Here is a 24788-nt window from a genome sequence, read left to right on the forward strand (position 1 = left end):
GATTAAACGGGCATCCTAGCCCGCTTCAAATAACGCCATGGCCTCGACATGCGCTGTCTGCGGAAACATGTCGAGGATCCCGGCACGCTTTAGCCGGTAGCCTTGCTTGACCAACTCAACCGTGTCCCGCGCCAGCGTGGCCGGGTTGCAGGACACATACACCAGGCGCTTGGCCTTGAGGGTCGCCAGCTTGCGCACGACCTCCAGGGCACCATCGCGAGGTGGGTCCAAGAGTACCGCAGAAAAGCCCTGTTTGGCCCATTCTGCGTCGGTCAAAGGCTGGGACAAATCGGCCTGAAAAAACTGCGCATTATGCAAATTGTTGCTGACGGCATTGAGCGCCGCCCGGTCGACCATGGTCTGTACGCCCTCCACCGCCACCACTTCACGCACCTTTTGGGCCAGTGGCAGGGCAAAGTTGCCCAGGCCGCAGAACAGGTCCAGCACGCGCTCATCGGGTAGTGGCGCCAGCCATTCCAGGGCCTGGGCGACCATCGCCTCGTTGACGCCAGCGTTGACTTGCACGAAGTCGCCCGGGCGGTAAGCCAACTCCAGATTCCACTGCTCCAACCGGAAGCCCAGCACCGCGTCGGCTTCGACCGGCTCTGGTTGCCCCTCGCCATGCAGCCACAGCTGGGCTTCATGGAAGGCACAGAATTCTTTCAACACCGCCAGGTCTGCGTCGGACAACGGCGCCATATGCCGCAGCAACACGGCGATGGACGTGCCACTGAACAACTCCACGTGCCCCAGGGCCTGTGGTTTGCTCAGGCGCCACAACATGTTTGGCAAGCGCTGCATGATCGGTTGCAAGGCCTGTACCAGCACCGGGCAATCGTCGATGGCCACAATGTCCTGGCTGGCCACGGCGCGGAAACCCACCTCCAGATGTTTGGCCTTGGCGTCCCAACGCACCGCCACACGGGCGCGGCGACGGTAGCCAAATTCCGGCCCACTGAGTGGGGCCGCCCATTCTTGCGGCTCGACACCCGCCACACGGGACAATTGTTCGGCGAGCATGCGCTGTTTCAGGGCAAGTTGTTCGGCATGGGGCAAATGCTGCACGCTGCAGCCGCCACAACGGCCGACATGGGCACACGGCGCCGGCCGGCGCAATTCACTGGCCTTGAACACCCGCTCGGTACGCGCCTCGACGATTTTGCCGTGAGCGCCCAACACCCGCGCCTCGACTTCTTCGCCGGCGAGCGCACCGTTCACAAACCAGGTACGGCCTTCGAAGAACACGATGCCCCGGCCATCATTGGCCAGGCGCTCGATGGTCAGTTTTTGCTTCTTGCCTACAGGGATCTGCGGGGCCCGGCTGCCGCCCGTCGGTTGGAAGCGCAGGCCTCTCTCGTGCTTGGCCATCAGTTGGGTTCGTCGAAGATGCCGGTCGACAGGTAGCGGTCGCCTCGGTCACAGATGATCGCGACGATCACCGCGTTTTCCACTTCTTTGGACAAACGCAACATGCCGGCCACGGCGCCGCCCGAGGACACGCCGCAGAAGATGCCTTCTTCACGCGCCAGGCGGCGGGTGGTGTCTTCGGCTTCACGCTGGGCCATGTCGATGATGCGGTCCACGCGGGTCGCGTTGTAGATCTTCGGCAGATACTCCTCGGGCCAGCGGCGGATACCGGGGATGGCCGCGCCTTCCATCGGTTGCAGACCAACGATCTGGACCGCCGGGTTCTGCTCCTTGAGGTAGCGCGAGTTACCCATGATGGTGCCGGTGGTGCCCATGGAGCTGACAAAATGGGTGATGGTGCCCCCGGTCTGGCGCCAGATTTCCGGGCCAGTGGTGGTGTAGTGCGCCTCGGGGTTATCACCGTTGGCGAACTGGTCCAGCACCAGGCCACGGCCTTCGGCGGCCAGGCGCTCGGCCAGATCACGCGCGCCTTCCATGCCTTCTTCCTGGGTGACCAGAATCAACTGGGCGCCATAGGCGGTCATCGCCGCCTTGCGTTCGGCGCTGCCGTTGTCGGGCATGATCAAAATCATCTTGTAACCCTTGATCGCGGCGGCCATGGCCAGGGCGATCCCGGTATTGCCCGAGGTGGCTTCGATCAAGGTGTCGCCGGGCTTGATCTGCCCGCGCAATTCGGCGCGGGTGATCATCGACAGCGCCGGGCGGTCCTTCACGGAACCGGCCGGGTTGTTCCCTTCGAGCTTGAGCAACAGGGTGTTGCTGGTTTCACCCGCCATGCGTTGCAAGCGGACCAGGGGCGTGTTGCCGACGCAATCGGCGATTGTAGGGTACTGCAAGGTCATGGCGTATTCGCAATCCAGACTGCGGGGCGCACATCATACCGGGAAAGGCCGGCGGGCCATATCACGCAAAGTGCGGTGCTTATGGCTTAAAGGAATAAGCCGGTCATGGGCCGGCAGGGCCATCGCCATGGTTTCTTTGAAACACCTCATCCCCCATCGCCACAATCTGGCCCTCGATCAACGCCTCGAACGGTTTGAGCAACGCTTCAAACGATCGTGGCACTTCCAATACCTGTAATGCCTGCGCAATCGCTTCAATGGTGGACAAGGCCCCCGGTGCCGGCGCCTTGCGCAGCCGATAGCGGGAAACACCGCCCTCGGCCAGGGTGACCCGAGGCAATGCGGCCAGCAGCGGGTTGAGGTGCAACATTTTGCGCGCCTTGCGCCAGGTGCCGTCGGGGACCACCAGCAGCAGCGGCTGATCGGAAGATGCGTAGGCCTGCAATGGCTGGGCATCATCGGCCGGAAACAACAGTCGCGCCTGATAGCCCGGTGGGTTGAGCAAGCTGGGCAAGTCCTCAAACACCTCGCCCACCACCAACAGCGCATTGTTCAACCCCAGCGCCGCCAACCGCGCAGTGTTGAGCGCATGGTTGACCTCGCTCGGGTGCTGCAACAGCAACACGCGGGTGCGGCTGTCGAGGCTGGGGATCAGCGGGCACAGGCAGTGGGTAACGGGCCGCAGGCAGCGGGAGCATTGGGGTCTGGACATGGTTTATCAGGCCTGGTTGAGCTGAGCTTTGAGCAAGTCGCGGAAGGTCTGGATCAGCGGCTCGCGGCTGCGGCCACGGCGCATGATCATCGAGAACGGCGCCTGGTAGCCAAAGGTCGCCGGCAGCAACACGCGCAGGTCGCCCTTGTCGGCCCACGCCTGGGCGTAGTGCTCCGGCAGGTAGCCGATATAGGCGCCGGACAGCACCAGGATCAGCTGCGCCTCCATACTTTCCACCGTGGCGGCGCTGTGCTTGAAGCCGTGGCGCGCGAGTTCTGCCTGGCTCCAGTAACCGCGCCCGACCATGCGTTGCTGGGTGATCACTTGCTCGGGGATACGCCGCTCGTTGAATAACGGATGGCGCGTGCTGCAATACAACCAGTGCTGTTCGCGGTACAGCGGCATATAGATCAGGCCGCTCATGCGGTTGGAAAAGGCGCCGATGGCCAGGTCCAGGCGATTGTCCTGCACGCCCAGCTGCAGCTCGTAAGGGCTCATTACCGACAGGTGCAGGTGAACGGCCGGGTGCTCCAGGCTGTAGGCACCGATCACTTCAGCAAAGGGCAAAGCCTTGTCGCTGACGGTGGAGTCGAGCACGCCCAGCTTGAGGGTGCCGCGCAGTTCGCCCTTGAGCGCGGCGGCGTACTGCTCGAAACCCTCAAGCTCACCCAGCAATCGCAGGGTTTCCTGATGAAACAACTCGCCCTTGCTGGTGAGGCTGAACCCACCCCGGCCGCGATGGCACAGCACCAGGCCCAACGCCGATTCCAGTTGGCTCATGTAGGTACTGATGGCCGACGTGGACAGGTTGAGTTCGTGCTGGGCGTTGGCGAACCCCTGGTGCCGCACGACGCTGACGAAGATGCGCAGGAGTTTCAGGTCGGGCAAGGCGTTGGCCATGGGGTCTCCGAAGGCACACACATAATCCTGTGGGAGCGGGCTTGCCCGCGATGGCGGTGTATCAGCAATACAGGTGCAAGCCGGCCTATCGCTATCGCAGGCAAGCCAGCTCCCACATTTGAACGGAGTTTACCTCAGGCATTAGTTTAGAAAAATCTGAACTAAGTATTTGCCCCTGCCGATTCTTTCGTATCGGCGTATTTCGCATTATCGGCCCCTAATAAACAAAACAACGATGAGGCACTCCCGTGGACAAGATTTTCCACCAACCACTGGGCGGCAACGAAATGCCGCGCTTCGCCGGCATCGCCACCATGATGCGCCTGCCCCACCTGCAAACGGCCAAGGGCCTGGACGCCGCCTTTATCGGCGTGCCCCTGGACATCGGCACCTCCCTGCGCGCCGGCACCCGCTTCGGGCCCCGTGAAATCCGCGCCGAATCCGTGATGATCCGCCCGTACAACATGGCCACCGGCGCTGCACCGTTCGACTCGCTGTCGGTGGCCGACATCGGTGACGTGGCGATCAACACCTTCAACCTGCTCGACGCCGTGCGCATCATCGAAGAAGCCTACGACGAGATCCTCGAGCACGATGTGATCCCCCTGACCCTGGGTGGCGACCACACCATCACCCTGCCGATCCTGCGGGCGATCCACAAGAAACACGGCAAGGTCGGGCTGGTGCACATCGATGCCCACGCCGACGTCAACGACCACATGTTCGGCGAGAAAATCGCCCACGGCACCACCTTCCGCCGCGCGGTGGAAGAAGGCTTGCTGGACTGCGACCGCGTCGTGCAGATCGGCCTGCGTGCCCAGGGCTACACCGCCGAAGACTTCAACTGGAGCCGCAAACAGGGCTTCCGAGTGGTCCAGGCCGAAGAATGCTGGCACCACTCGCTCGCGCCGCTGATGGCAGAAGTGCGTGAAAAAGTCGGCGGCGGCCCGGTGTACCTGAGCTTTGATATCGACGGTATCGACCCCGCGTGGGCCCCCGGCACCGGCACCCCGGAAATCGGTGGGCTGACCACCATCCAGGCCATCGAGATCATTCGTGGCTGCCAGGGCCTCGACCTGATTGGTTGTGATCTGGTAGAAGTTTCGCCGCCGTACGACACCACCGGCAACACCTCGCTGCTCGGCGCCAACCTGCTGTACGAGATGCTCTGCGTACTGCCCGGCGTGGCCCACCGCTGATGAGCGCCCACGACGTACTGAAAGCCGCGGCCGACCTGGTGTCGGCCTTCGCCCGCAATGACCGCGCCGCCTACTTCGGCGCGTTCACGGCCGATGCCAGCTTTGTGTTCTACACCCTCCCCCAGCCGCTGCTCAGCCGCGACGCCTACCAGGCGTTGTGGGACAGCTGGCGCCAGGACGAGGGGTTCGAGGTGCTGTCCTGCACCTCGAGCAATGCCGTGGTCAGCCTGCAGGGCGACGTGGCGATTTTTATTCATGACGTGGCCACCGAGCTGCGCATGAACGGGGAGCAATTTTTTAGCCAGGAACGCGAGACCATTGTCTTCAAGCGACAAGGGACGAGCGAACAACAAGAACAAGGCCTGTGGCTGGCCTGTCACGAACATTTGTCCGCAATGCCGGAAGGGCTGCCGCCCCCTTAGCCAATGTGATCGGAGCTGATCATGAATAATAAAAACAACGAAAACAGTATTCGCAAAATAGAAACCAACGGGGTCGAACAGATCCCGGACCACGAACGCACTGCCGGGCCCAAGGATCTGTTCCGACTGATCTTCGGCGGTGCCAATACCTTTGCCACCGCCGTGCTGGGTTCCTTCCCGGTGTTGTTCGGCTTGTCGTTCCAGGCCGGTGTCTGGGCGATTGTGCTGGGCGTGCTGGTGGGTGCGCTGATCCTGGCACCCATGGGCCTGTTCGGGCCGATCAACGGCACCAACAACGCCGTGTCTTCCGGTGCGCACTTTGGCGTGCACGGGCGGATTGTCGGCTCTTTCCTGTCATTGCTGACGGCGATTGCCTTCTTCTCACTGTCGGTGTGGAGTTCAGGTGACGCGCTGGTAGGCGGTGCGAAACGTCTGGTAGGCCTGCCGGAAACCGACCTGACCCTGGGCCTGGCCTATGGCCTGTTCGCCCTGCTCGTGCTCACGGTGTGCATCTACGGCTTTCGCTTCATGCTATGGGTCAACCGCATTGCGGTGTGGGCCGCGAGCCTGTTGTTCCTGCTGGGCATCTTTGCCTTCGCACCGGCGTTCGACAGCCACTTCGCCGGCACCGTCGCACTGGGCCAGACCGGCTTCTGGGCGGCGTTTATCGGTGCCGCGCTGGTGGCCATGAGCAACCCGATTTCCTTCGGGGCGTTCCTCGGTGACTGGTCGCGCTACATCCCACGTGAAACGCCGAAAATGCGCATCATGCTGGCGGTGGTGCTGGCGCAGATCGCCACCTTGATCCCGTTCCTGTTCGGCCTGGCCACCGCGACCATCGTGGCGATCAAGGCGCCGGACTACATCGCGGCCAACAACTACGTCGGCGGTTTGCTCGCCGTGGCACCGAGCTGGTTCTTCCTGCCGGTGTGCCTGATCGCGGTGATCGGCGGCATGTCCACCGGCACCACCTCGCTGTATGGCACGGGCTTGGACATGTCCAGCGTGTTCCCGCGCCTGCTGTCGCGGGTCAAGGCCACGTTGCTGATCGGGGTGATGTCGATTGCCTTCATCTTCATCGGACGTTTCGCCGCCAACCTGGTGCAGAGCGTGTCGACCTTCGCCGTACTGATCATCACCTGCACTACACCGTGGATGGTGATGATGATCATCGGCCTGATCGTGCGCCGTGGTTACTACTGCCCGGATGACCTGCAGGTGTTCACCCGTGGCGAAACCGGTGGTCGCTACTGGTTCAGCCATGGCTGGAACTGGCGCGGGCTGGGGGCCTGGATCCCGAGTGCGCTGGTGGGCCTGTGCTTCGTCAACCTGCCGGGGCAGTTTGTCGGGCCGCTGGGCAACCTCGCCGACGGCATCGACATCAGCCTGCCGGTGACGCTGGGACTGGCGTCGGTGGTGTACCTGACCTTGCTTCGCGTGTTTCCGGAACCGGCCGCTGTCTACGGCCCGGCGGACCCTCGCAGCAAGCGCACGGATGCGCGCGTTAAACCGGCGCTGCAACACGCCGCCTGATCGCTCATAAAAAAGATAATCGGAGACCCGCCGTCATGGCTTTGGATTTATTCGTCGTACTCATCTACGCCGCCGGCATGCTCGTGCTCGGCTATTACGGCATGCGCCGCGCCAAGACCCACGAAGACTACCTGGTAGCCGGTCGCAACCTGGGCCCTTCGCTGTACATGGGCACCATGGCCGCCACGGTACTGGGCGGTGCGTCCACCGTCGGCACCGTGCGCCTGGGTTATGTGCACGGCATCTCCGGCTTCTGGCTGTGCGCCGCGCTGGGCATGGGGATCATTGCGCTGAACCTGTTCCTGGCCAAGCCGCTGCTGAAGCTGAAAATCTTCACCGTGACCCAGGTGCTGGAAAAGCGTTACAACCCCATGGCCCGCCAAGCGAGTGCGGTGATCATGCTGGCCTACGCCTTGATGATCGGCGTGACCTCGATCCTGGCAATCGGCACCGTGCTGCAAGTGTTGTTCGGCCTGCCGTTCTGGATCTCGGTGCTGCTGGGCGGTGGCGTGGTGGTGGTGTATTCGACCATCGGCGGCATGTGGTCGCTGACCCTCACCGACATCGTGCAGTTCGTGATCAAGACCGTTGGCCTGATGTTTATCCTGCTGCCGATCTGCCTGTACCGCGTCGGCGGCTGGGATGAGCTGGTGGCCAAGCTGCCGGCGTCGAATTTCAGCTTCACCGAAATCGGCTGGGACACGATCATCACCTACTTCATGATCTACTTCTTCGGCATCCTGATCGGCCAGGACATCTGGCAGCGCGTGTTCACTGCCCGTGATGAAAAGGTCGCCAAGTACGCGGGCACCTTCGCCGGCTTCTACTGCATTCTCTACGGCCTGGCCTGCGCATTGATCGGCATGGCAGCGCATGTGTTGATCCCCAACCTGGACAACGTCAACAACGCCTTCGCCGCCATCGTCAAACTGTCGCTGCCGGACGGCATCCGTGGCCTGGTGATTGCGGCGGCCCTGGCCGCGATGATGTCCACCGCCAGCGCTGGCCTGTTGGCCGCCTCCACTGTCCTGACCGAAGACCTGCTGCCACGCCTGCGCGGCGGCAAGCAGTCGAGCCTGGCGATCAACCGCCTGTTCACGATGTTGACCGGTATCGCCGTACTGGGTATCGCGCTGGTGGTGAACGACGTGATCAGCGCCCTGACCCTGGCCTACAACCTGTTGGTGGGCGGCATGCTGATCCCGCTGATCGGCGCGATCTTCTGGAAGCGGGCAACCACCTCCGGCGCAATCACCTCCATGACCCTGGGCTTTGTGACCGCACTGGTGTTCATGTTCAAGGATGGCCTGGATGCGAACACGCCGATCTATTACAGCCTGGCAGTCGGGCTGGTGAGCTTCGTGCTGGTGAGCCTGTTGTCGCGCAAGCCGGAGGCAATGGCGGCGCGGGCGGTTTGATATGTAACAGGATTTAGAGCGGTTTCTTCAGCGGGCACGACGTCGGATGTCGTGCCCGTTTTTTTTGTTCTGTTGAAACGCCTCAATTCGCCTGGATGATTTCCTGGACCAGCGAGGCCCACACCAAGCCCTGGGTTGTGCCTGCGGCGTAGGTTCCACCGGCTACGATGCGATGGTGGGCAGAGCAATAGACTATCGATAGCCCATCCTGAGTGCCGGGCCTGGCACATTCGATAATATCCAAGTCGCCAATTTCGATAGCCCTGCGATAGGAGTTCGGAAAGTGCCGAGCAACCGCCATCAGACATGCAGTCAATATTTCTTCCTTGTGCTCTGACGTTGAGCCGGGCACTACTTGCCCGCCAGAGACAAGAATATAGTCCCCGTCCAAACGGCAATTCATGACGCCTATTGGCAGATCGTACTGCAACTTGAACCCACGCATTTCGGCACCTTCATTACCAACCGCGCGCAGCTTGAAAAACCAGCCAATAATCGCGACGACCTCTGGCTCCTCCACTCCCATGGCAGTGACGACGAAGACGTCCTGGCTTAATTCGGCGATTTGAGAAGTGTTCAAATGCTGGGGTACAAACTGAACTCCGGAGCCCTGCAAAAGCGCCTCGACCTCTCCCATTAAATGGACAAACTCCAAGTCGTAGCCCGACACCTCGATCGCTCGGCCAACTCCGCAGACTCCATAGCGTCCTTGGAATTGCAGTGGCGCAATATCTGTTAGTTCACCTCCTGGCTTACCACTCGGCCAAGTCCTGTTTTCAATATCGCATTGCTCACGAATCGCTCTCTCTGCGCCTGTGTCCTCGTCCCTATAGGCTCGTACAACCCGTGCCTTTGCGAATCGCGCCAGCGACGGATTGTCCGCCAGAAGCTTTTCAAACAACTCGATGCCTGCACGATTGCACTCAATGGCCAAACGCTGATTGCCAGGCAATAAATAGTCGTTTTCCAGGGGCTTTGCGGTGGTCTCCGTTGCTGACATATGGCGCATGTTTATACGCTTGTGACTGGCTCCATCGCCCTGCTGATGTCCGCCATACACCGTGACCTGATAATTCGCGAGGCGCAGCATGACCGCTTGGAGCAAGCCGTTGATGCCCCTACCGATGATTGCCACGTGCGGCGCACCGGCATCGGCAGGCCGTGGGGGGATCGTCAGTGATTGTGCGAGCTTGCGCCTGACCAAGCCGCGCAAGGCCATCAGACTCAGTTGCACCGAAACCGCATAGTCGAGGTCGCAATGGCAGCCTTCGGTCGTTGCCGCCTGAATCGTAAGTGTCGCGGGCTTGCACCACGTGCAGAGACTGCAGCCCAGTGTTTGTGTACGTATCCGAAATGCCTCCAGTGTCGTCGGCCCATAGTCCAGCACCAGTTGAACACCTTGAGCTGCCGCCAGAGTCAGTAAAGCGTCATCGCTGAAGACGTCCGGTTTAGCCACACAAACCAGGCGAGCGCTTTTGTGCAGGCATTGAATGAGGGCTCGATCAATGCGATGAATGGACTCATCGTTCAACGACAAACAGATGGCGACGGCATAAGCACCCTCCAGTGCTTCCTGCCAGTCCGTGACAAATATCACTCGGCTGTCAGAACTCGGCGCCTGATCGTGCCGAACCAACACCTTGATCCGAATATTCGGGGTTCGATCCAGTAACAACTTTACAAGCGCTTTCCCCACATTGCCGTATCCCAGCACGCTGATATCACGGGGGATGGAGCCGTCTCCTACTGTCAGCCAATGCGCAATATAGGCCGCAACGTGTGGTGCATTAACGCCGGGTAAGTTGATGACTCGAATGCTGTTGGACTCGCATAGCGCCAATGCCACCTTGTCCAAGCTCGTGCCTCTGCGAACCAAATAGAGATCGCCAAACGGGTGTGAAATACGCCATTGGGCAATGACGTCTGCATCGATCACTTGATCCCCGACGATGATCGCTGATGGATGCAAGAGTGCGATCTGTATGAGCAAGGATTGCTTGGTTAATGTCGGCGGAAAAAAGACTACGTTTTGGGGTGCGTCGGTCTTCCAGGATTTGGACACTGGCGCGATATGTAGAACAGTTTCATAAGTGGCAATCAGTGACGCGGCGACCGGCGGAACGCGAGAGGGGCGCATGGCTTTGTCTCCAACAATTCTGGCTGACCAACGCCCCAAAAACACACTCGATAAAGTTGGGCCACTAAAGAAATGCGCTTAGGTTCTACTCGGTCTTTAAAGGGCGTCAGGGCGGACCTTTCCTGGCAGAGTTCAACCTAGGCGCATCGATGGGATTAAATAAGTGCCCTGCTTCTGACAATGAGGTAGTCCGTTTCTGACGCTAAAACGTCAAGTCCGGGCGGGCCCGCGCTAAGGCATGCCCCCTCCAAACAGGTCGTCGCACGTCGTGCAGCCAAAATACTGCTGTACCCCCGGGCAGACGATTTCGCCCGTGTGTCCTGCGCGTACGTGCCAGGTACAGGCCTTTCCCTGATACGTCAGGGTGCCCTCAAGGTGACAAGGCGCCCAATTGTATTCGTCATGCAGCGTGCGCCCATCAATGCGCTCGGCACGCTTGAAGAAAGAGGCGATTTGCCGCTCATCGAGTGCAACGTCCGATGCTCGGCACGACTCAGGCTCCGTGGATTCAAAACGCGTAATCGACACGTCGCTGACAGGCGAACAGCCCACGAGTAACACCGCAAACGTCCCTGGCCAAAACCTCATTGCCACACCGCACTGCCGGCTTCACCCAGATGTTTATACGAAATTTGCGGGTGGGTGTAGACGTCCTTCGACGTCAGGTTGAAATGACCGTATAGCTCAGCGACCAACCATTGCAGCGATTGATTTTGCAACGCCGTCACCTTCTCGTAATGTGTTTTGTCCAAGTGTTTTCCGACCAGCTCGATGCCTAATGAATCGGCATTCATGGGGTAACGCTCAGGGTAGTTCTTGGTGCGTTCATACCGATCCAACGCGCGGAACTGCAACTCCCAGGTGAGTGATTTAATAGCCTTCATCTGAACAGCGTCACACGTTGACTCATCCACCGCCTCGCACTTGGAGCGCAGTAGTCTCCCGACGTGATAACAGCGTTTTTTCAGGCTGGCCGTCTGGTAGATCACACCGTCCTTTTCGATCAGAAAATGCGCGCCGTTGCCCTTATTTCGGTAAGTATTGAACGTGTGCTGCGCCGTCGGGGCGTCAGTCTGGTGGACCACCAGAGCGTGCACACTACGCAGATCCCCCTGCTCGATCGCTGGAAAACGGCGGAGTTCGACCTTGCTGGAAATCAACATGCCTTCGTTATCAATGCTCGACATTCCGATGCCTTTTCATCCTTGTGAAGACGAAAATATAGAGGCTGAAATGGGGAAAAGGCGTGGATGACGGGATAAGCAGAAGGGTCTGACGATGGCACGTGCATCGTCAGACGATAAACGGGGGGAGGTGTTGCGAAAAAAGGAGGTGCGCTCAGATCACAGGGAACCGGAACTGCCCTGAAACACTACCTGTAGCATCAGCGCCCGCACGTTCAATGTCTGATCGTTTGAGCGCTTTACGCTTACCTGCGGCGTGGTCGGCGCTGCTCGTCATCCGTACGGATTGGCACCGGTTGCAGCGGAGGCTCGATCAAGCCCAGCGCAACGCCAAGGTCATGGAGCCAGTTTTGAATTTTCTCTTTCATGGTTGCCCCCTTTGAGGGTGATGCGAGCCGGCGAGATACCTGTCGACTTTTCCTACACTGATAGTAGCCCTAAGTCCTACGCAATGCTTGAACGAAACCACAACGAACTGTTACCAGATTGATGTGAATCCTGACGGATCGCTCAAGCAATCGCACGGGTGTCTTGCAGGAATTCGGCCTTGCCTTCTTGCTGCAGGTCGATCCATGCGTTGAGGTTAGCGCCGAGCATACCCTTTCGCCACATCAACCAAGTGGTCGCCATGGCATATGGCCCTGTCAGGGGATGAACGGACACGCTGTCCTTGCCCGGCAGGCTGTCGAGCATCGACTCGGACATCAACGCCACCCCGGAACCGGCAATTACACAGGCGAGCATGCCCTGGTAGGACTCGATCTCGATCGCCCGCCCCATCGCCACGTGCTCATGGGAAAACCAGGTCTCCAGCCGCGTGCGGTAAGCGCAACTGCGGCGGAACGTGAACACCGAACGCCCGGCGACATCCTGCGGGCCGCGCACCGGTGGGTGATCAGCCTCGCAAATCAGCACCAGCCGCTCTTCGCATAACGGCACGCCGTCCAGGGAAGCAATGGTGATCGGGCCATCCACAAAGGCCGCGTCGAGACGACCGGTGATCAGGCCTTCGAGCAATTCGCCGCTGGGGGCCGATTGCACCTGCAAGTTCACCATCGGGTAAGCCTTGTGATAACGCGCCAGCAACTTCGGCAAATGGACGGCCGCCGTGCTGTACATGCTGCCCAGCACAAATTCACCGGCCGGCTGCCCGCCTTGAACCGCGCCATGGGCTTCGTCGTGCAGGGCCAACAGGCGCGTGCTGTAGTCCAGCAGCACTTTACCGGCAGGAGAAAGCTGTAGCCGCTGGCGTTCACGTACGAACAGTTCAACGCCGAGCTGCTCTTCCATTTGCTTGAGGCGTGTCGACAGGTTCGAAGGCACGCGATGCAGGCGATCGGCCGCGCGGGTAATGGAGCCCTCTTCCGCCACGGCCTGGAAAATGCGCAATTGACTGAACTCCATACCTTTCTCCAAAACTGAACAAGTTACTCACTATTATTCATTTTTACAGAAAGTCAATCGGCTTTAGCCTGAAGGTCATTCGCTTACCAGCAGGAACTTGACCATGTCACCCCGGATTCGCTTACTCGCCAGCTTTATCGCCCTGATGATGGCCATGGGCATTGGCCGCTTCGCCCTCACCCCGCAAATGCCCCATCTGCTCAGCGAGGGGCAGATTGACCTGACCGGCGCGGGTCTGATTGCTGCCGCCAATTACTTGGGCTACTTCGTCGGCGCGGTGGATTCGATCTTCGCCCGCAGCCATCACCACGTGCGCGGCCGTATGTACGGTGGGCTGTGGCTGTGCGTGCTGCTGACCCTGGCTTCGTACTGGGCCCACGGATTCTGGCCACATTTATTGCTGCGCTTTGGTACCGGCGTCGCCAGTGCCTGGGCGTTGGTGATGATCACCAGTTTGAGTCAGCCGCTGGCGATGAGCATCGGCCGCCCGCGCCTCGGCGCCCTGATATTTGCAGGGCCGGGGCTGGGGATTTTGTTGACCGGGCTGTTGGCCTTGGGCTCCAACCTGATGGGGCAAAGCTCAGCGACACTGTGGTTGGTGTATAGCGTGGTAGCACTGGTGATGCTGCTGGCGGTCCTGCCGTTCCTGCCGCAGCCAAGCGCGGCGGCCACTCACGCGACCCACGTGGGCAACAATGAAAGCATCGCGCACCTGTGCTGGATCTACTTCCTGTACGGCCTGGGTTACATCATCCCGGCCACCTTCCTGTCGCAGATGGCCAGTGCGCAATTTAAGGGCGCCTGGCAAGCCGACCTGTTCTGGCCGTGCTTTGGCCTGGGGGCAGCGCTGGGCGTGGTGGTGGCGAGCCTGCGCCGCAAGGACCCGCAGACCACGCGCCGTTGGCTGATGACCACACTGTGGCTGCAAGCGGCCGGAGTATTCGCCTGCCTGTTGGGCAACGGCTGGGGCTTGGCGCTGGGCGTATTGCTGTGCGGCGCGCCGTTCCTGGCGTGCATGCAACTGGTGATGGCGCGCTTGCGTGATGTGGCGCCTCACGGCTACCAGCGCAGCACCGGCCTGCTCACCGCCAGCTTTGCCATCGGCCAATTGAGCGGGCCGCTGCTGGCCTCGGTGAGCAGCCACTTGAGCGGTGGGCTGCAGCCAGCGTTGATAGTGGCCGGCTGCGGGTTGGTGTTGGCGGGTGCGGTGCTGGTCAACCGGCAACCAGCGGCGCGGGCAGACGCACTTGCTCTCGCCGAGCAAGCACCAGGAAAAACAGCCCTCCCAGGAAACACCCGGTAAACCAGGCAAAGTTGGCCATGCCCTGCAACGCCGGTGTGAAGGTAATGGCGACGCCCACCAGCGTCGCCGGCACCAGCGCCTTGACCGCCGTCCAGTTCACGCCGCCGTCGAAGTAGTAACGCCCACTTGGGCTGTCATCGAACAAGGCGTCCACGTCGATCTTCTGCTTTTTGATCAGGTAGAAGTCCACCAGCAGGATCCCGAACAGCGGCCCGATGAAGGCGGCGAGGATATCCAGGGTGTAGTGGATCATCAGCGGGTTGTTGAACAGGTTCCATGGGGTGATGAAGATGGAGGCCACGGCAGCGATCATCCCGCCGGCGCGCCAGCTGATCTTGCTCGGCGCGACATTGGCGAAGTCAAAGGCGGGCGAGACGAAGTTGGCCACGATATTGATGCCGATGGTGGCGGTGACGAAGGCAAAGGCGCCAAGCAATACGGCCATGCTGTTGTCGATGCGCGACACCGTGGCGATCGGGTCGTGGAGCATTTCGCCGAACACCGGCAAGGTGCCCGAGACGATCACCACGGTGACCAGCGAGAACGCCAGGAAATTCACCGGCAGCCCCCAGAAGTTGCCGCGTCGCACGTCCTGCATACTGCGGCAGTACCGGCTGAAATCACCGAAATTCAGCGTCGGGCCAGAGAAGTACGACACCACCAACGCAGTCGCCACGATCACTTGGCCGAACGCTTGCCAACCCGACAAGGATTTTTCCGCCAGGGTGAAGCTGATGTTGGCCCAACCCGCCTTCCACACGATCCAGCCCGCCAAGGCAAACATGACCGCGTAGACCACCGGACCCGCCCAATCGATAAAACGGCGGATGGACTCCATGCCCGCCCAGAACACCGCAGCCTGCAATACCCACAGGCTGAGGAAACCAAACCAGCCCAGGTAGGAAAGGCCAGCGAAATGCGGCTCGGCATACACCGCCATCTGTGGGAAAAACCGCAGCACCACAATGATCAAGGCACTCGACGCCAGATACGTCTGAATCCCATACCAGGCCACGGCGATCAAGCCGCGAATCACCGCAGGAATATTCGCCCCGAACACCCCAAAGGCCAGTCGGCAAATCACCGGGTAGGGCACCGCGGCCTGCTGGCTCGGCTTGGCCACGAGGTTGGCGATCAATTGCACGATGCAGATGCCGGCGAGCAACGCGATCAGTACCTGCCAACTGGCCAGCCCAAGGGCAAACAGGCTGGCGGCGAATACATAGCCCCCGACGCTGTGCACGTCGCTCATCCAGAAGGCGAAGATGTTGTACCAGGTCCATTTCTGCGGCAGTGGCCCCAGGTCCTTGTTGTACAGGCGCGGGCTGTAGCCTTTGGGCAATTGTTCGGTCATCGCTGGGCTCCTCGAAATACCGGCCTGCCCCGCCGTAGCAGTGTGCATACGGGAGGCGGCAGAGTTTGTATACGAGGCATTCAGCAGATTGCGTGCCAATAGCACACAATCCCCAATGGCACGGCGTTTCAAAGCAGGCTATAGCGCTTTAAATATGGGAGATATGCTCAGCAACGGTGCATACAAATCCTGTACACAATCAACCTTGCACTCGTTGTGCACACAGATAGCCAACCGTGCAACAGACCGCGGTGAGGAACGTGCCCCATGCCATGTCCATGACGGCCAGCCCGCTGGACCAACCGTGCAGGGTGGCCCAGTTGCTCAGGTCGTAAGTGCCATAGGCGACCAAGCCCAGCAAGGCACCCAGGCGAGCCGCGCGTTGCCAGCTGGCGCTGGGCAACACCACGAACACCACGCAACCGAGGGCATATAGGAGATAAAACAGAATGGCGGGCAAAAGCCGTGGCTGATCAAGCATCAGCGGCCCGAGCAGGGCTTTGTAGGTAGGCCCCATGAGGACGCCCAGCCAGAGCCCGTCGAGCACCAGGAAGGCGAGCAGTGTGCCTAGGTAGGTGTAAATAACTTTCCTGGACATGGCACACCCTCTGTAGGAGCCGGCTTGCCGGCGATGAGGCCTACGGCTTTGGCGGTGCTCTCGAGAACACCATCACCGGCAAGTCGGCTCCTACAGAAGAGCAAAGCGTGGTCAGCTTAGTTCAATGCGATCGGCATGAATCACAATCTGGCCCTGCTTGTAGAGCGCACCAATGGCCTTCTTGAAGTTGCCCTTGCTCACGCCGAACAAGTTGCTGATCACGGCGGGGTCGCTCTTGTCGCTGACCGGCAGAGTGCCGTTGTTTTCGCGCAACTTGGCAAGGATCTTCGAGTTGAGGCTGGAGGCCGCTTCCTGGCCGACCGGTTGCAGGCTCAGGCTGATGTTGCCATCGGCGCGGATCTCTTTGATAAAGCCCTTCTCTTCCTTGCCTGGGCGCAGGAACTTGAACACTTCGTTCTTGTGGATCAGGCCCCAGTGCTTGTTGTTGATGATCGCCTTGAAGCCCATGTCCGTGGCCTCGGCCACCAACAGGTCGACTTCCTGGCCCACCTGGTAGTTGGCCGGGGTCTTGTCCAGGTAGCGGTCCAGGCGCGCGGTGGCGGTGATGCGCTTGGTGTGCTTGTCGAGGTAGACGTGCACCACGCAGTATTCACCGGCGCTCAACTGGCGCTTCTCTTCCGAGTACGGCAGCAACAGGTCCTTGGGCAGGCCCCAGTCGAGGAATACACCAATACTGTTGACTTCCACTACTTTCAAACTGGCAAATTCGCCCACTTGAACTTTGGGCTTTTCAGTCGTCGCGATAAGTTTGTCATCGCTGTCCAAATAAATGAAAACGTTAAGCCAGTCTTCATCTTCACTGGGAATATCTTTGGGGATATACCGATTAGGCAAGAGGATTTCACCGTCTTGCGCACCGTCCAGGTACAAACCAAAGTTAGTATGTTTAACCACTTGCAAGCTGTTGTAGCGACCGACTAAAGCCATTTCCAGATACCCTCGTTACGTGGGCGGCATTCTACCCGAGTTGCGCCCGGTACGCGCGTGCGCCTGAAAAATCGCGGGCCGGCGTGGCGTTTTACTAGCACCGCCCCGCTCGTCCGATCATCTGGCCCAATTGCACGACGACAAAACCGCCGAATGCCCCCATGGTTTCGAGTTAAAACAGTAAGTTAGGGGCTTATTTCAAAGATGAACTTGGGTTATTTCCAACGCCGCGCGTTATTCCCCGGGGATATTTACCAAGCAATTGTCAAGTCATTCCTGTACGATGCCTGGCCAAGTTAATTTTCTACAGGTTAGTGGCCGCCATGCGCGTAAAAGCATCCAACAGCAAAGCAAAGCCAGCTCCCGCCGTTGAAACCAGCGAATCGATCAACAGCCAGATCGCTGCTTTCCTCAAGTCCGGCGGCGAAATCCAGCAAATTGCCAAGGGCGTGAGCGGCCAGACTTTCGGCCCGTCCAAGCAGATCAGCCTGGGCAAAAAGTAATACCTGCGCATTGCACCTGGTCCCTAAGCGCCTTGCCTTCAAGGCGCTAGGACTAGAGCCCGAAACACCCTCCTGCTTAATCCCCTGGATGCACTAATCGACGAACGGGCCTCAACGCTACGCATTCGCCGGTATGCTTGCACACGTCTAGCACGGGCATCTGCTCGATTTCCTCCGTTACTGCTCCTCGCTTTTTCATGGAGTGAAGCATGTTCAAACCCTGCATTTTCCTGGTCACTGCCCTGGCAGCCAGCCCCCTCGCCGAAGCGCAGATTTTCCAGCGTGAACTGGGTGACTTCGACCTGAAATTGGGTACCACCCCAAGCCGTAGCATGGCCCAAGGCCTGGTCAAACCCACTTCGCCGGGCAGCGATTCATTCCATGGCGGGCTGGACCTGAGCCACGACAGCGGCCTGTACATCGGCCAGTTTTCGCCGAACATGGGGTTGTCTTCCACCAGCAACCTGGAAGTCGACTCGTACATGGGCTTCAAACATCCCTTCGACCAGACCCTGGGCTATGAAGTCGGGTTGATTCACTACAGCTACCCCAAGCTCAGCCCCCTCGACAGCCAGGAGTTCTACGGCGGCCTCAACCTGCTGGGCAATCGTTTCGGCGCCTCATTCAGCAACGACCCGGATCGCCAGGACAGCACCCTGTTTGCCGACTTAGGCGGCACTCAGCCATTCGGCATCGGCGTCAGCATGAAGTACACCACCCATCAGTTGGGCACCCCGGTTTCGGTAGACGGCGGCTCCATTCGCAGCTTCAGCGACTGGTCGGTGCAGTTCTCCCGGGAGTGGATGGGCGTAGACCTGAACCTGATCTACAGCGACTCCAGCCTCAGCGGCGGCGACTGCTCGGCCTACTCCGGACACAATTCGCAATGCGATGGGCTGTTGACCCTGAAGGCCGCACGGTCGTTTTATTGAGGATCTGAACTGTCGCGCCCGACGCGGGTTCACATGCATTAACTTCCTCTGCGCAAGGACCCGCTCATGCTGCGTCGGCTCAAACTACTGGTGATCTTGCTGACCCTGAGCCTGGCGCTCACCGCCTGCAGCCGCGTGGGCCTGGCTTACCGCAACCTCGATGTGATCATCCCCTGGACCCTCAGCGACTACCTGGACATGCATGCCGGGCAGAAGAGCTGGTTCAACGACAAACTCAAGGAACACCTCGCCTGGCATTGCACCACGCAATTGCCGGGCTACCTGGACTGGCTCGACCGCCTGCAACAGATGGTCGATGACAACCAGGTCACTGATGCAGCCTTGCAGACCCGCACCGCCGAAGCCAAGCAAGCCATTGCCGACGTCGCCCGTGAAATTACCCCGTCGGCCATTGAGTTGTTGCAGGGGCTGGACGATCAGCAGGTCAAGGAAATGAACGAAGCGCTGGCCAAGGACCTACGCAAGCGCCAGGACGAATACCTCAAGCCTCCGCTGGCCAAACAGGTCCAGGAACGCGCCGAGCGCATGAATAAACGCCTGGACGCGTGGATGGGGCCGTTGAGCGACAGCCAGAAAAACCGTGTCACAGCCTGGTCCATCAGCCTGGGAGAACAAAACCAGCAATGGATCGGCAACCGCGCCCGCTGGCAGGCGCAATTCATCGACGCAGTGAAACAGCGTAAGAGCGCGGACTTCCCGCAGAAAATGCAGCAATTGCTGGTGGATCGTGAAAGCCTCTGGACGCCGGAATACAAAATCGCCTATGCACAAACCGAGGCGGCGGCGCGCAGCTTGATCGTGGACCTGATGGCCGAAAGCACCGCACAACAGCGCGTGAAACTGACGCAGAAAATCGACGGTGTGCGCAGCGACTTCAAGGCACTCAAGTGTATGAGGCCCACGACTGATGGCGCAATTATCAACGCCGGGCCCAAATAAACATTCTGTATAAAAATAAAGCAAACTGAATCACGTTTAATCATGTTTATGCGAAAGGTGCGAAGTACATTTCCTCGAAAAACAACAAGAGGAATGCTTCATGCCCCCCCGCCCCCTGCTGATCATCACCACCGCGCTCCTAAGCCTTCAGGCAGCGGCCACGCCCGTCCTCCTCAAGGACATCAGTTCCTTTCACATCGGAGGTCAAACCGTCTCGCTCGAAGGGCTCCCGGTGTCACAAATATCAGCCATTGCAGGCACACAACGTACTTCGAACCCCAACGGTGACTACCAGGTAGGCCAGATGTATGTTCAGTCTTATCAACTTGAAGAGCCGCGGGCGCGCTATCCCTTACTGATGTGGCACGGTGGGGGGCTGACAGGCGTTACTTGGGAAACCCGCCCGGATGGCCAACCCGGGTGGCAGAATTTCTTTATGCGCCGCGGCCATTCGACCTATGTGTCCGATGCCTATGAACGAGGTCGCGCCTCCTGGCCGCGCACCCCAGAGCTGATCGACACTGAACCTGAACATCGCACACTGAACCAGGCCTGGTCGATGTTTCGCTTTGGCCCTGACAACGCCTATCCACAGCGGCGAACCTTCCCCGGCGCCCAATTCCCTGTCGATCATGCTGACCAGTTTGCCAAGCAATTTGTCGCTCGCTGGGCATCGCCCCAAGCCACTCAACGTGCCCAGGCCGCCTACGACCAATTGGTGGAGAAAGTCTGCCCGTGCGTAATCCTTGCCCATAGCCAGGGTAACGTCTTTGCTTTCAACGCGGCGTTGAAGTATCCCGATAAGATCAAGGCCATCGTTGCCTTGGAGCCCGCCGCCGGGCCGGACCCGTTGCGGGTTGATATCACCCCCGCAACAAAGGTTCCTCACTTGGTAATCTGGGGCGACTTCATCGATCAGTCCCCCTTATGGCAACGGTATCGAGCCCAATCCAACACCTTCCTCAACGCAGTACGGGACGCAGGCGGACAAGTGGACCTGATTGATCTGCCACAGCAGGGTATCCGGGGCAATTCCCATATGGCGATGATGGAAAAAAACGCGGACCAGGTTGCAGCCATGATTCAACAATGGTTCGATTCGAACGGCCTCATGCTGCCAATAGCCCGCTGATGAACAACCCGCATTGGCGCTGTTTCCGGCGAGCGGCCATCGCCAATGCGGGCAGATACCTCAGGCAATTTGCGCCTTCTTGGCCAACGCCTTGAATGTTTCCGGGTCCAGCGCATCCGCCTGTTCATCCAGCACCTGACGCGGGTGATCATTGCCGGGAATCGAGCTGTCGATCAGCGCCAACAATTGCGCACCGAGTGCCGTCAGGATGAAATTCTCGCCATTGCCGCCCTCTTCCTCGGGCCGCGACTCGATGAAGCCGCGCTTGAACAGCAGCGCTTCATAATCCGCAGCGGTCTTCTTGAGCGCGTCCAGGTTACCGGTGGACTCTCCCGCCGTGGCCTTCTCGGCCGCTTCCTGCTCGGCGTATTTGCGCGGCGCAAAGCTGCCTTCGCCGTTCTGCACTTCATGCAACAGTCGTTCGATCAGATCCCAGTTGTAAGTCGTCATCCTGATTCCTCCTGCAGGCCGATGGAAAAGTGGCCCGTCAAAGGGTGGACAGGCTACGTCGCTGGCCGTTCAGCCGAATAGACGGACGTCATTTCTCTGAACTTTCCAGACGTTCGCGGCCTCAACAGCACATAACCGCCAAGGAGGTCTGCCAATGAAAACCCTGATGAACCTGGCCATCATCGCCACGCTAACCGCCGCCCTGCCCGCTTGGGCCTGCACGCCCGATGAGGCGACGGCCAAGCGCGAGGAGCTGGCCCAGGAAGTGGCGAAGCTGACCGAACAGAACCCGACCAAGGCCAAGGAGATGAACGACGAACTGCAGAAGATGGACCTGGACACCGAAAGCGCGGAGTTCCCCGACAAGTGCCAGCTGATCGACGCACGCCTGAAAGAACTCAAGGAAGCAGCGGCCAAGGCCAAAAGCTGAGGCCATAAAAAAACCGGACAATCGTCCGGTTTTTTTATTTCACCCCTGCCTTACTCGGCAGCGGGTGCCTCTGGCTTGCGGCGCTTGAGCGGGGCCATGCCGTCCTTGCTGACGAGCGACAGGTTGTCGGTCTTCGGACGGTTGGCGATCTTGCGCTTGGTCGGCGACTTGGCGCCGGTTTTCTTCTTGTCACCCTTGGCGTCGGTCTTTTTCTTCTTCACGCCAACGGCCTTGCCCGATGCCTTGACCTTCTTCGGCCCGGTGTAGGTGCCTTTGACTTCCTTGATGGTGCGGCGCTCGAACGACTGCTTGAGGTAGCGCTCGATGCTCGACATCAGGTTCCAGTCGCCGTGGCAGATCAGCGAGATGGCCAGGCCATCGTTGCCGGCACGCCCGGTACGGCCGATACGGTGCACGTATTCGTCACCGCTGCGGGGCATGTCGAAGTTGATCACCAGGTCCAGGCCATCAACGTCCAGGCCACGCGCAGCCACGTCGGTGGCCACCAGGATCTTCACGCCACCGGCCTTCAGGCGGTCGATGGCCAGCTTGCGATCCTTTTGGTCTTTCTCGCCGTGCAGCACGAACGCCTTGTATTCCTGGGCCACGAGGCGGCCGTAGATGCGGTCGGCGGCAGCGCGGGTGTTGGTGAACACGATGGCCTTCTGATAGGTCTCGTTGGCCAACAGCCAGTTGAGGATCTGCTCTTTGTGCACGTTGTGGTCGGCGGTCACGATCTGCTGACGCGTGGTCTCGTTCAGGTCGCTGACGTTGTTGACCTGCAAGTGCTCAGGGTTGTTCAGGACCTTGGCGACCATGTCGCGCAGGGTCGAGCCACCGGTGGTGGCGGAGAACAGCATGGTCTGCTGGCGGTTGACGCATTCGCCCACCAGGCGCTGCACGTCGTCGGCAAAGCCCATGTCGAGCATCCGGTCGGCTTCGTCGAGCACCAGCACTTCGACTTCCTTGAGGTCCAGGTTGCCGGCGTTGAGCTGCTCGATCATGCGGCCCGGGGTGCCGATCAGGATGTCCGGCACTTTGCGCAGCATGGCCGCCTGCACCTTGAAGTCTTCACCGCCGGTGATGATGCCGGACTTGATGAAGGTGAACTGAGAGAAACGCTCGACTTCCTTCAGGGTCTGCTGGGCCAGCTCGCGGGTCGGCAGCAGGATCAGGGTCTTGATGCTGACACGAACCTTGGCCGGGCCGATCAGGCGGTTCAGCACAGGCAGGACGAAAGCCGCCGTCTTGCCGCTACCGGTTTGAGCTGTCACCCGCAGGTCACGCCCTTGGAGCGCGAGCGGGATGGCCGCTGCTTGCACAGGCGTAGGCTCGACAAATTTAAGCTCGGCCACGGCTTTGAGCAGGCGTTCGTGCAGGGCGAATTGGGAAAACACGGGTGCTACCTCGAAGAAATACAAAATATCAGCGGCATAGGTTACCGGTTTCGGGCGTTCAAACCGAGTTTCTTTACGCGAACGGTGCTAATCAGCTGCTTTTTTGTCAGTGCATTTGTCCTCAGCATCAACTTTGTTGCACTTAAATGCTCTAATCGCCCCGTCTTGTCCTACAGAAGAATCGGTTTCACCCATGGATATCAAACAGCTCTGGCTCAACGTCCAAGACCTCTGGGGCGCCCTCGATGAACACCCCCTGCTGCATTCCAGCCTGGGCTTGCTGGTGTTGCTGGTGGTGGCGCTGCTGCTCGGACGGGTAGCGCGCTACCTCATTCTCCACGCCGTCAAACTGCTCGGCCGGCAACCGCCCCTGCACTGGCTCAACGACCTGCGGCACAACAAGGTGTTTCACCGCCTGGCGCAGATGACGCCATCCCTGGTGATTCAATTCGGCCTGTACCTTGTGCCGGACCTGAGCAAGACCGCCACCCTGTTCATCGGCAACGTGGCCCTGGCGTTCACCATCCTGTTCATGACCCTGGCCGTGAGCGCCCTGCTCAATGCCCTGCTGGACATCTACGCGCGTACCGAACACGCACGCACGCGCTCGATCAAGGGCTACGTGCAACTGGCCAAAATGGTGCTGTTCGTGTTTGCCGCGATCATCATCGTTGCCACCCTGATCGACCGCTCACCGCTGTTGCTGCTGTCGGGCCTGGGTGCGATGTCGGCGGTGATTTTGTTGGTGTACAAGGACACCCTGTTGTCGTTCGTCGCCAGCGTGCAGCTGACCAGCAACGACATGCTGCGGGTGGGCGACTGGATCGAAATGCACCAGGTCGGCGCCGATGGCGATGTGGTGGACATCACCCTGCACACGGTCAAGGTGCAGAACTTCGACAAGACCATCGTCTCCATCCCCACCTGGCGCCTGATGTCTGAGTCGTTCAAGAACTGGCGCGGCATGCAGGCCTCGGGCGGGCGACGGATCAAGCGCAGCCTGTTCATCGACGCCAGTGGCGTGCGCTTTCTGCGCGACGATGAAGAACTGCGCATGACCCAGGTGCACCTGCTCACCGACTACATCGGGCGCAAGCAGGCCGAACTCAAGGCCTGGAACGAAGCCCAGGGCCACAGTGCGCAACTGTCGGCCAACCGCCGCCGCATGACCAACCTCGGCACCTTCCGCGCCTACGCCCTGGCCTACCTGAAGAGCCATCCGGACATCCAGCCGAACATGACCTGCATGGTGCGCCAGATGCAAACCACCGCCCAGGGCGTGCCGCTGGAGATCTACTGCTTCACGCGCACCACCGCCTGGGCCGATTACGAGCGCATTCAGGGGGATATTTTTGACTATCTGCTGGCGGTGTTGCCGGAGTTTGGCTTGAGCTTGTATCAGCAGCCGAGTGGCAATGATTGGCGTGCGGGGGTGTTGCCCGCGGTATTGGGCGCCAGCCATTTGCCGTCCCTGGAAAACAAATCAGCCTGACGCCACCAAGCCCACTGTCGGCGCGGGCTTGTGTGGGAGCGGCGGTGCGACGGTTCGACTTGCCCGCGAAGGCGGTGTATCAGTCAGCACATCCTTCTCTGACATACCGC

At 59.9% G+C, this 24788-nt stretch carries 24 protein-coding genes; 11 read left to right on the forward strand and 13 right to left on the reverse strand.

All coding sequences use genetic code 11. From position 1 onward, the window contains the following. Nucleotides 1-15 precede the first annotated feature (15 nt). The 4 genes from rlmD to HX792_RS11635 all read right to left on the reverse strand — a co-directional run bounded on the left by rlmD (nt 16) and on the right by HX792_RS11635 (nt 3882). Entirely contained in the window at nt 16-1368 is a 1353-nt protein-coding gene (gene rlmD / locus HX792_RS11620; protein WP_176996245.1) for a 23S rRNA (uracil(1939)-C(5))-methyltransferase RlmD, read from the reverse strand. Further along, nucleotides 1368-2270, reverse strand: coding sequence for a cysteine synthase CysM (cysM, locus tag HX792_RS11625; RefSeq protein ID WP_176996246.1), 903 nt, complete (start codon nt 2268-2270; stop codon nt 1368-1370). The genes rlmD and cysM overlap by 1 nt, the downstream gene beginning before the upstream one ends. A 103-nt stretch (nt 2271-2373) precedes the next feature. Then, complete coding sequence (locus HX792_RS11630) at nt 2374-2982, reverse strand: tRNA-uridine aminocarboxypropyltransferase (protein ID WP_176996247.1); 609 nt, start codon at nt 2980-2982, stop codon at nt 2374-2376. A gap of 6 nt (nt 2983-2988) precedes the next feature. After that, the gene (locus HX792_RS11635; protein ID WP_017134867.1) at nt 2989-3882 is read right to left on the reverse strand and encodes a LysR family transcriptional regulator; all 894 of its coding nucleotides are present in this window, start codon (nt 3880-3882) and stop codon (nt 2989-2991) included. A gap of 248 nt (nt 3883-4130) precedes the next feature. Here HX792_RS11635 and speB point away from each other — a divergent pair, with 248 nt between their 5' ends. From speB to HX792_RS11655, 4 genes are read left to right on the forward strand one after another with little or no spacing between them, the layout of a single operon-like run. After that, nucleotides 4131-5081, forward strand: coding sequence for an agmatinase (gene speB, locus HX792_RS11640; protein WP_021490873.1), 951 nt, complete (start codon nt 4131-4133; stop codon nt 5079-5081). Then, nucleotides 5081-5503, forward strand: a complete 423-nt coding sequence (locus HX792_RS11645) for a nuclear transport factor 2 family protein (RefSeq protein WP_176996248.1) — start codon at nt 5081-5083, stop codon at nt 5501-5503. The genes speB and HX792_RS11645 overlap by 1 nt, the downstream gene beginning before the upstream one ends. Before the next feature lie 21 nt (nt 5504-5524). After that, entirely contained in the window at nt 5525-7036 is a 1512-nt protein-coding gene (locus tag HX792_RS11650; protein WP_176996249.1) for a cytosine permease, read from the forward strand. Between the two features lie 35 nt (nt 7037-7071). After that, nucleotides 7072-8454: a sodium:solute symporter gene (locus HX792_RS11655; protein WP_176996250.1), complete on the forward strand. Its 1383-nt coding sequence runs from the start codon at nt 7072-7074 to the stop codon at nt 8452-8454. Between the two features lie 82 nt (nt 8455-8536). On the opposite strand, the gene HX792_RS11660 is transcribed toward HX792_RS11655, so the two are convergent. From HX792_RS11660 to HX792_RS11670, 4 genes are all read right to left on the reverse strand, one after another. After that, nucleotides 8537-10591, reverse strand: a complete 2055-nt coding sequence (locus HX792_RS11660; RefSeq protein WP_176996251.1) for an FAD-dependent oxidoreductase — start codon at nt 10589-10591, stop codon at nt 8537-8539. Between the two features lie 584 nt (nt 10592-11175). Beyond that, nucleotides 11176-11778 (reverse strand): peptidoglycan recognition family protein, encoded by a 603-nt coding sequence (locus HX792_RS11665; RefSeq protein WP_176996252.1) that lies wholly within the window; start codon nt 11776-11778, stop codon nt 11176-11178. A gap of 242 nt (nt 11779-12020) precedes the next feature. Continuing rightward, nucleotides 12021-12143 carry a PA1414 family protein gene (locus HX792_RS30370; protein WP_003193089.1) on the reverse strand — a complete coding sequence of 41 codons (123 nt, stop codon included), beginning with the start codon at nt 12141-12143 and terminating at the stop codon, nt 12021-12023. Between the two features lie 142 nt (nt 12144-12285). Next, a complete protein-coding gene (locus HX792_RS11670) occupies nt 12286-13179 on the reverse strand; it encodes a LysR family transcriptional regulator (RefSeq protein ID WP_176996253.1) in 894 nt (297 codons plus the stop codon). Between the two features lie 103 nt (nt 13180-13282). On the opposite strand from HX792_RS11670, the gene HX792_RS11675 reads away from it, so the two are divergent. Beyond that, nucleotides 13283-14482, forward strand: coding sequence for an MFS transporter (locus HX792_RS11675; protein ID WP_176996254.1), 1200 nt, complete (start codon nt 13283-13285; stop codon nt 14480-14482). Here HX792_RS11675 and HX792_RS11680 read toward each other — a convergent pair. The 3 genes from HX792_RS11680 to HX792_RS11690 form a co-directional block, all read right to left on the reverse strand. After that, nucleotides 14394-15836, reverse strand: a complete 1443-nt coding sequence (locus HX792_RS11680) for an NCS1 family nucleobase:cation symporter-1 (protein WP_176996255.1) — start codon at nt 15834-15836, stop codon at nt 14394-14396. The genes HX792_RS11675 and HX792_RS11680 overlap by 89 nt on opposite strands. 199 nt (nt 15837-16035) lie before the next feature. Further along, on the reverse strand, nt 16036-16434 hold the full coding sequence (locus HX792_RS11685; protein ID WP_176996256.1) for a DUF2177 family protein: 399 nt from the start codon (nt 16432-16434) through the stop codon (nt 16036-16038). Nucleotides 16435-16545: 111 nt separating this feature from the next. Continuing rightward, nucleotides 16546-17382 (reverse strand): S1 RNA-binding domain-containing protein, encoded by an 837-nt coding sequence (locus HX792_RS11690; protein WP_034099624.1) that lies wholly within the window; start codon nt 17380-17382, stop codon nt 16546-16548. A gap of 323 nt (nt 17383-17705) precedes the next feature. Between HX792_RS11690 and HX792_RS11695 the strand changes: the two genes are divergently transcribed. The 4 genes from HX792_RS11695 (at nt 17706) to HX792_RS11710 (ending at nt 20909) form a co-directional block, all read left to right on the forward strand. Then, nucleotides 17706-17885 (forward strand): hypothetical protein, encoded by a 180-nt coding sequence (locus tag HX792_RS11695; RefSeq protein WP_003193095.1) that lies wholly within the window; start codon nt 17706-17708, stop codon nt 17883-17885. Between the two features lie 209 nt (nt 17886-18094). Continuing rightward, complete coding sequence (locus tag HX792_RS11700) at nt 18095-18817, forward strand: TorF family putative porin (protein WP_176996257.1); 723 nt, start codon at nt 18095-18097, stop codon at nt 18815-18817. Nucleotides 18818-18883: 66 nt separating this feature from the next. Further along, nucleotides 18884-19777, forward strand: a complete 894-nt coding sequence (locus HX792_RS11705; RefSeq protein WP_176996258.1) for a DUF6279 family lipoprotein — start codon at nt 18884-18886, stop codon at nt 19775-19777. 100 nt (nt 19778-19877) lie between these two features. Continuing rightward, on the forward strand, nt 19878-20909 hold the full coding sequence (locus HX792_RS11710; RefSeq protein ID WP_176996259.1) for an esterase: 1032 nt from the start codon (nt 19878-19880) through the stop codon (nt 20907-20909). A 60-nt stretch (nt 20910-20969) separates the two neighbouring features. Here the strand turns inward: HX792_RS11710 and HX792_RS11715 are convergent, their stop codons facing one another. After that, nucleotides 20970-21359: a transcriptional regulator gene (locus HX792_RS11715; protein ID WP_176996260.1), complete on the reverse strand. Its 390-nt coding sequence runs from the start codon at nt 21357-21359 to the stop codon at nt 20970-20972. Between the two features lie 154 nt (nt 21360-21513). Between HX792_RS11715 and HX792_RS11720 the strand changes: the two genes are divergently transcribed. Beyond that, nucleotides 21514-21789 (forward strand): hypothetical protein, encoded by a 276-nt coding sequence (locus tag HX792_RS11720; RefSeq protein ID WP_176996261.1) that lies wholly within the window; start codon nt 21514-21516, stop codon nt 21787-21789. Nucleotides 21790-21839: 50 nt separating this feature from the next. Here the strand turns inward: HX792_RS11720 and HX792_RS11725 are convergent, their stop codons facing one another. After that, nucleotides 21840-23186 carry a DEAD/DEAH box helicase gene (locus tag HX792_RS11725; RefSeq protein ID WP_176996262.1) on the reverse strand — a complete coding sequence of 449 codons (1347 nt, stop codon included), beginning with the start codon at nt 23184-23186 and terminating at the stop codon, nt 21840-21842. Between the two features lie 193 nt (nt 23187-23379). Here HX792_RS11725 and HX792_RS11730 point away from each other — a divergent pair, with 193 nt between their 5' ends. Beyond that, a complete protein-coding gene (locus HX792_RS11730; protein ID WP_176996263.1) occupies nt 23380-24678 on the forward strand; it encodes a mechanosensitive ion channel family protein in 1299 nt (432 codons plus the stop codon). Nucleotides 24679-24788 lie beyond the last annotated feature (110 nt).

Source organism: Pseudomonas sp. B6002 (genome assembly GCF_013385985.1).
Lineage (GTDB): Bacteria > Pseudomonadota > Gammaproteobacteria > Pseudomonadales > Pseudomonadaceae > Aquipseudomonas.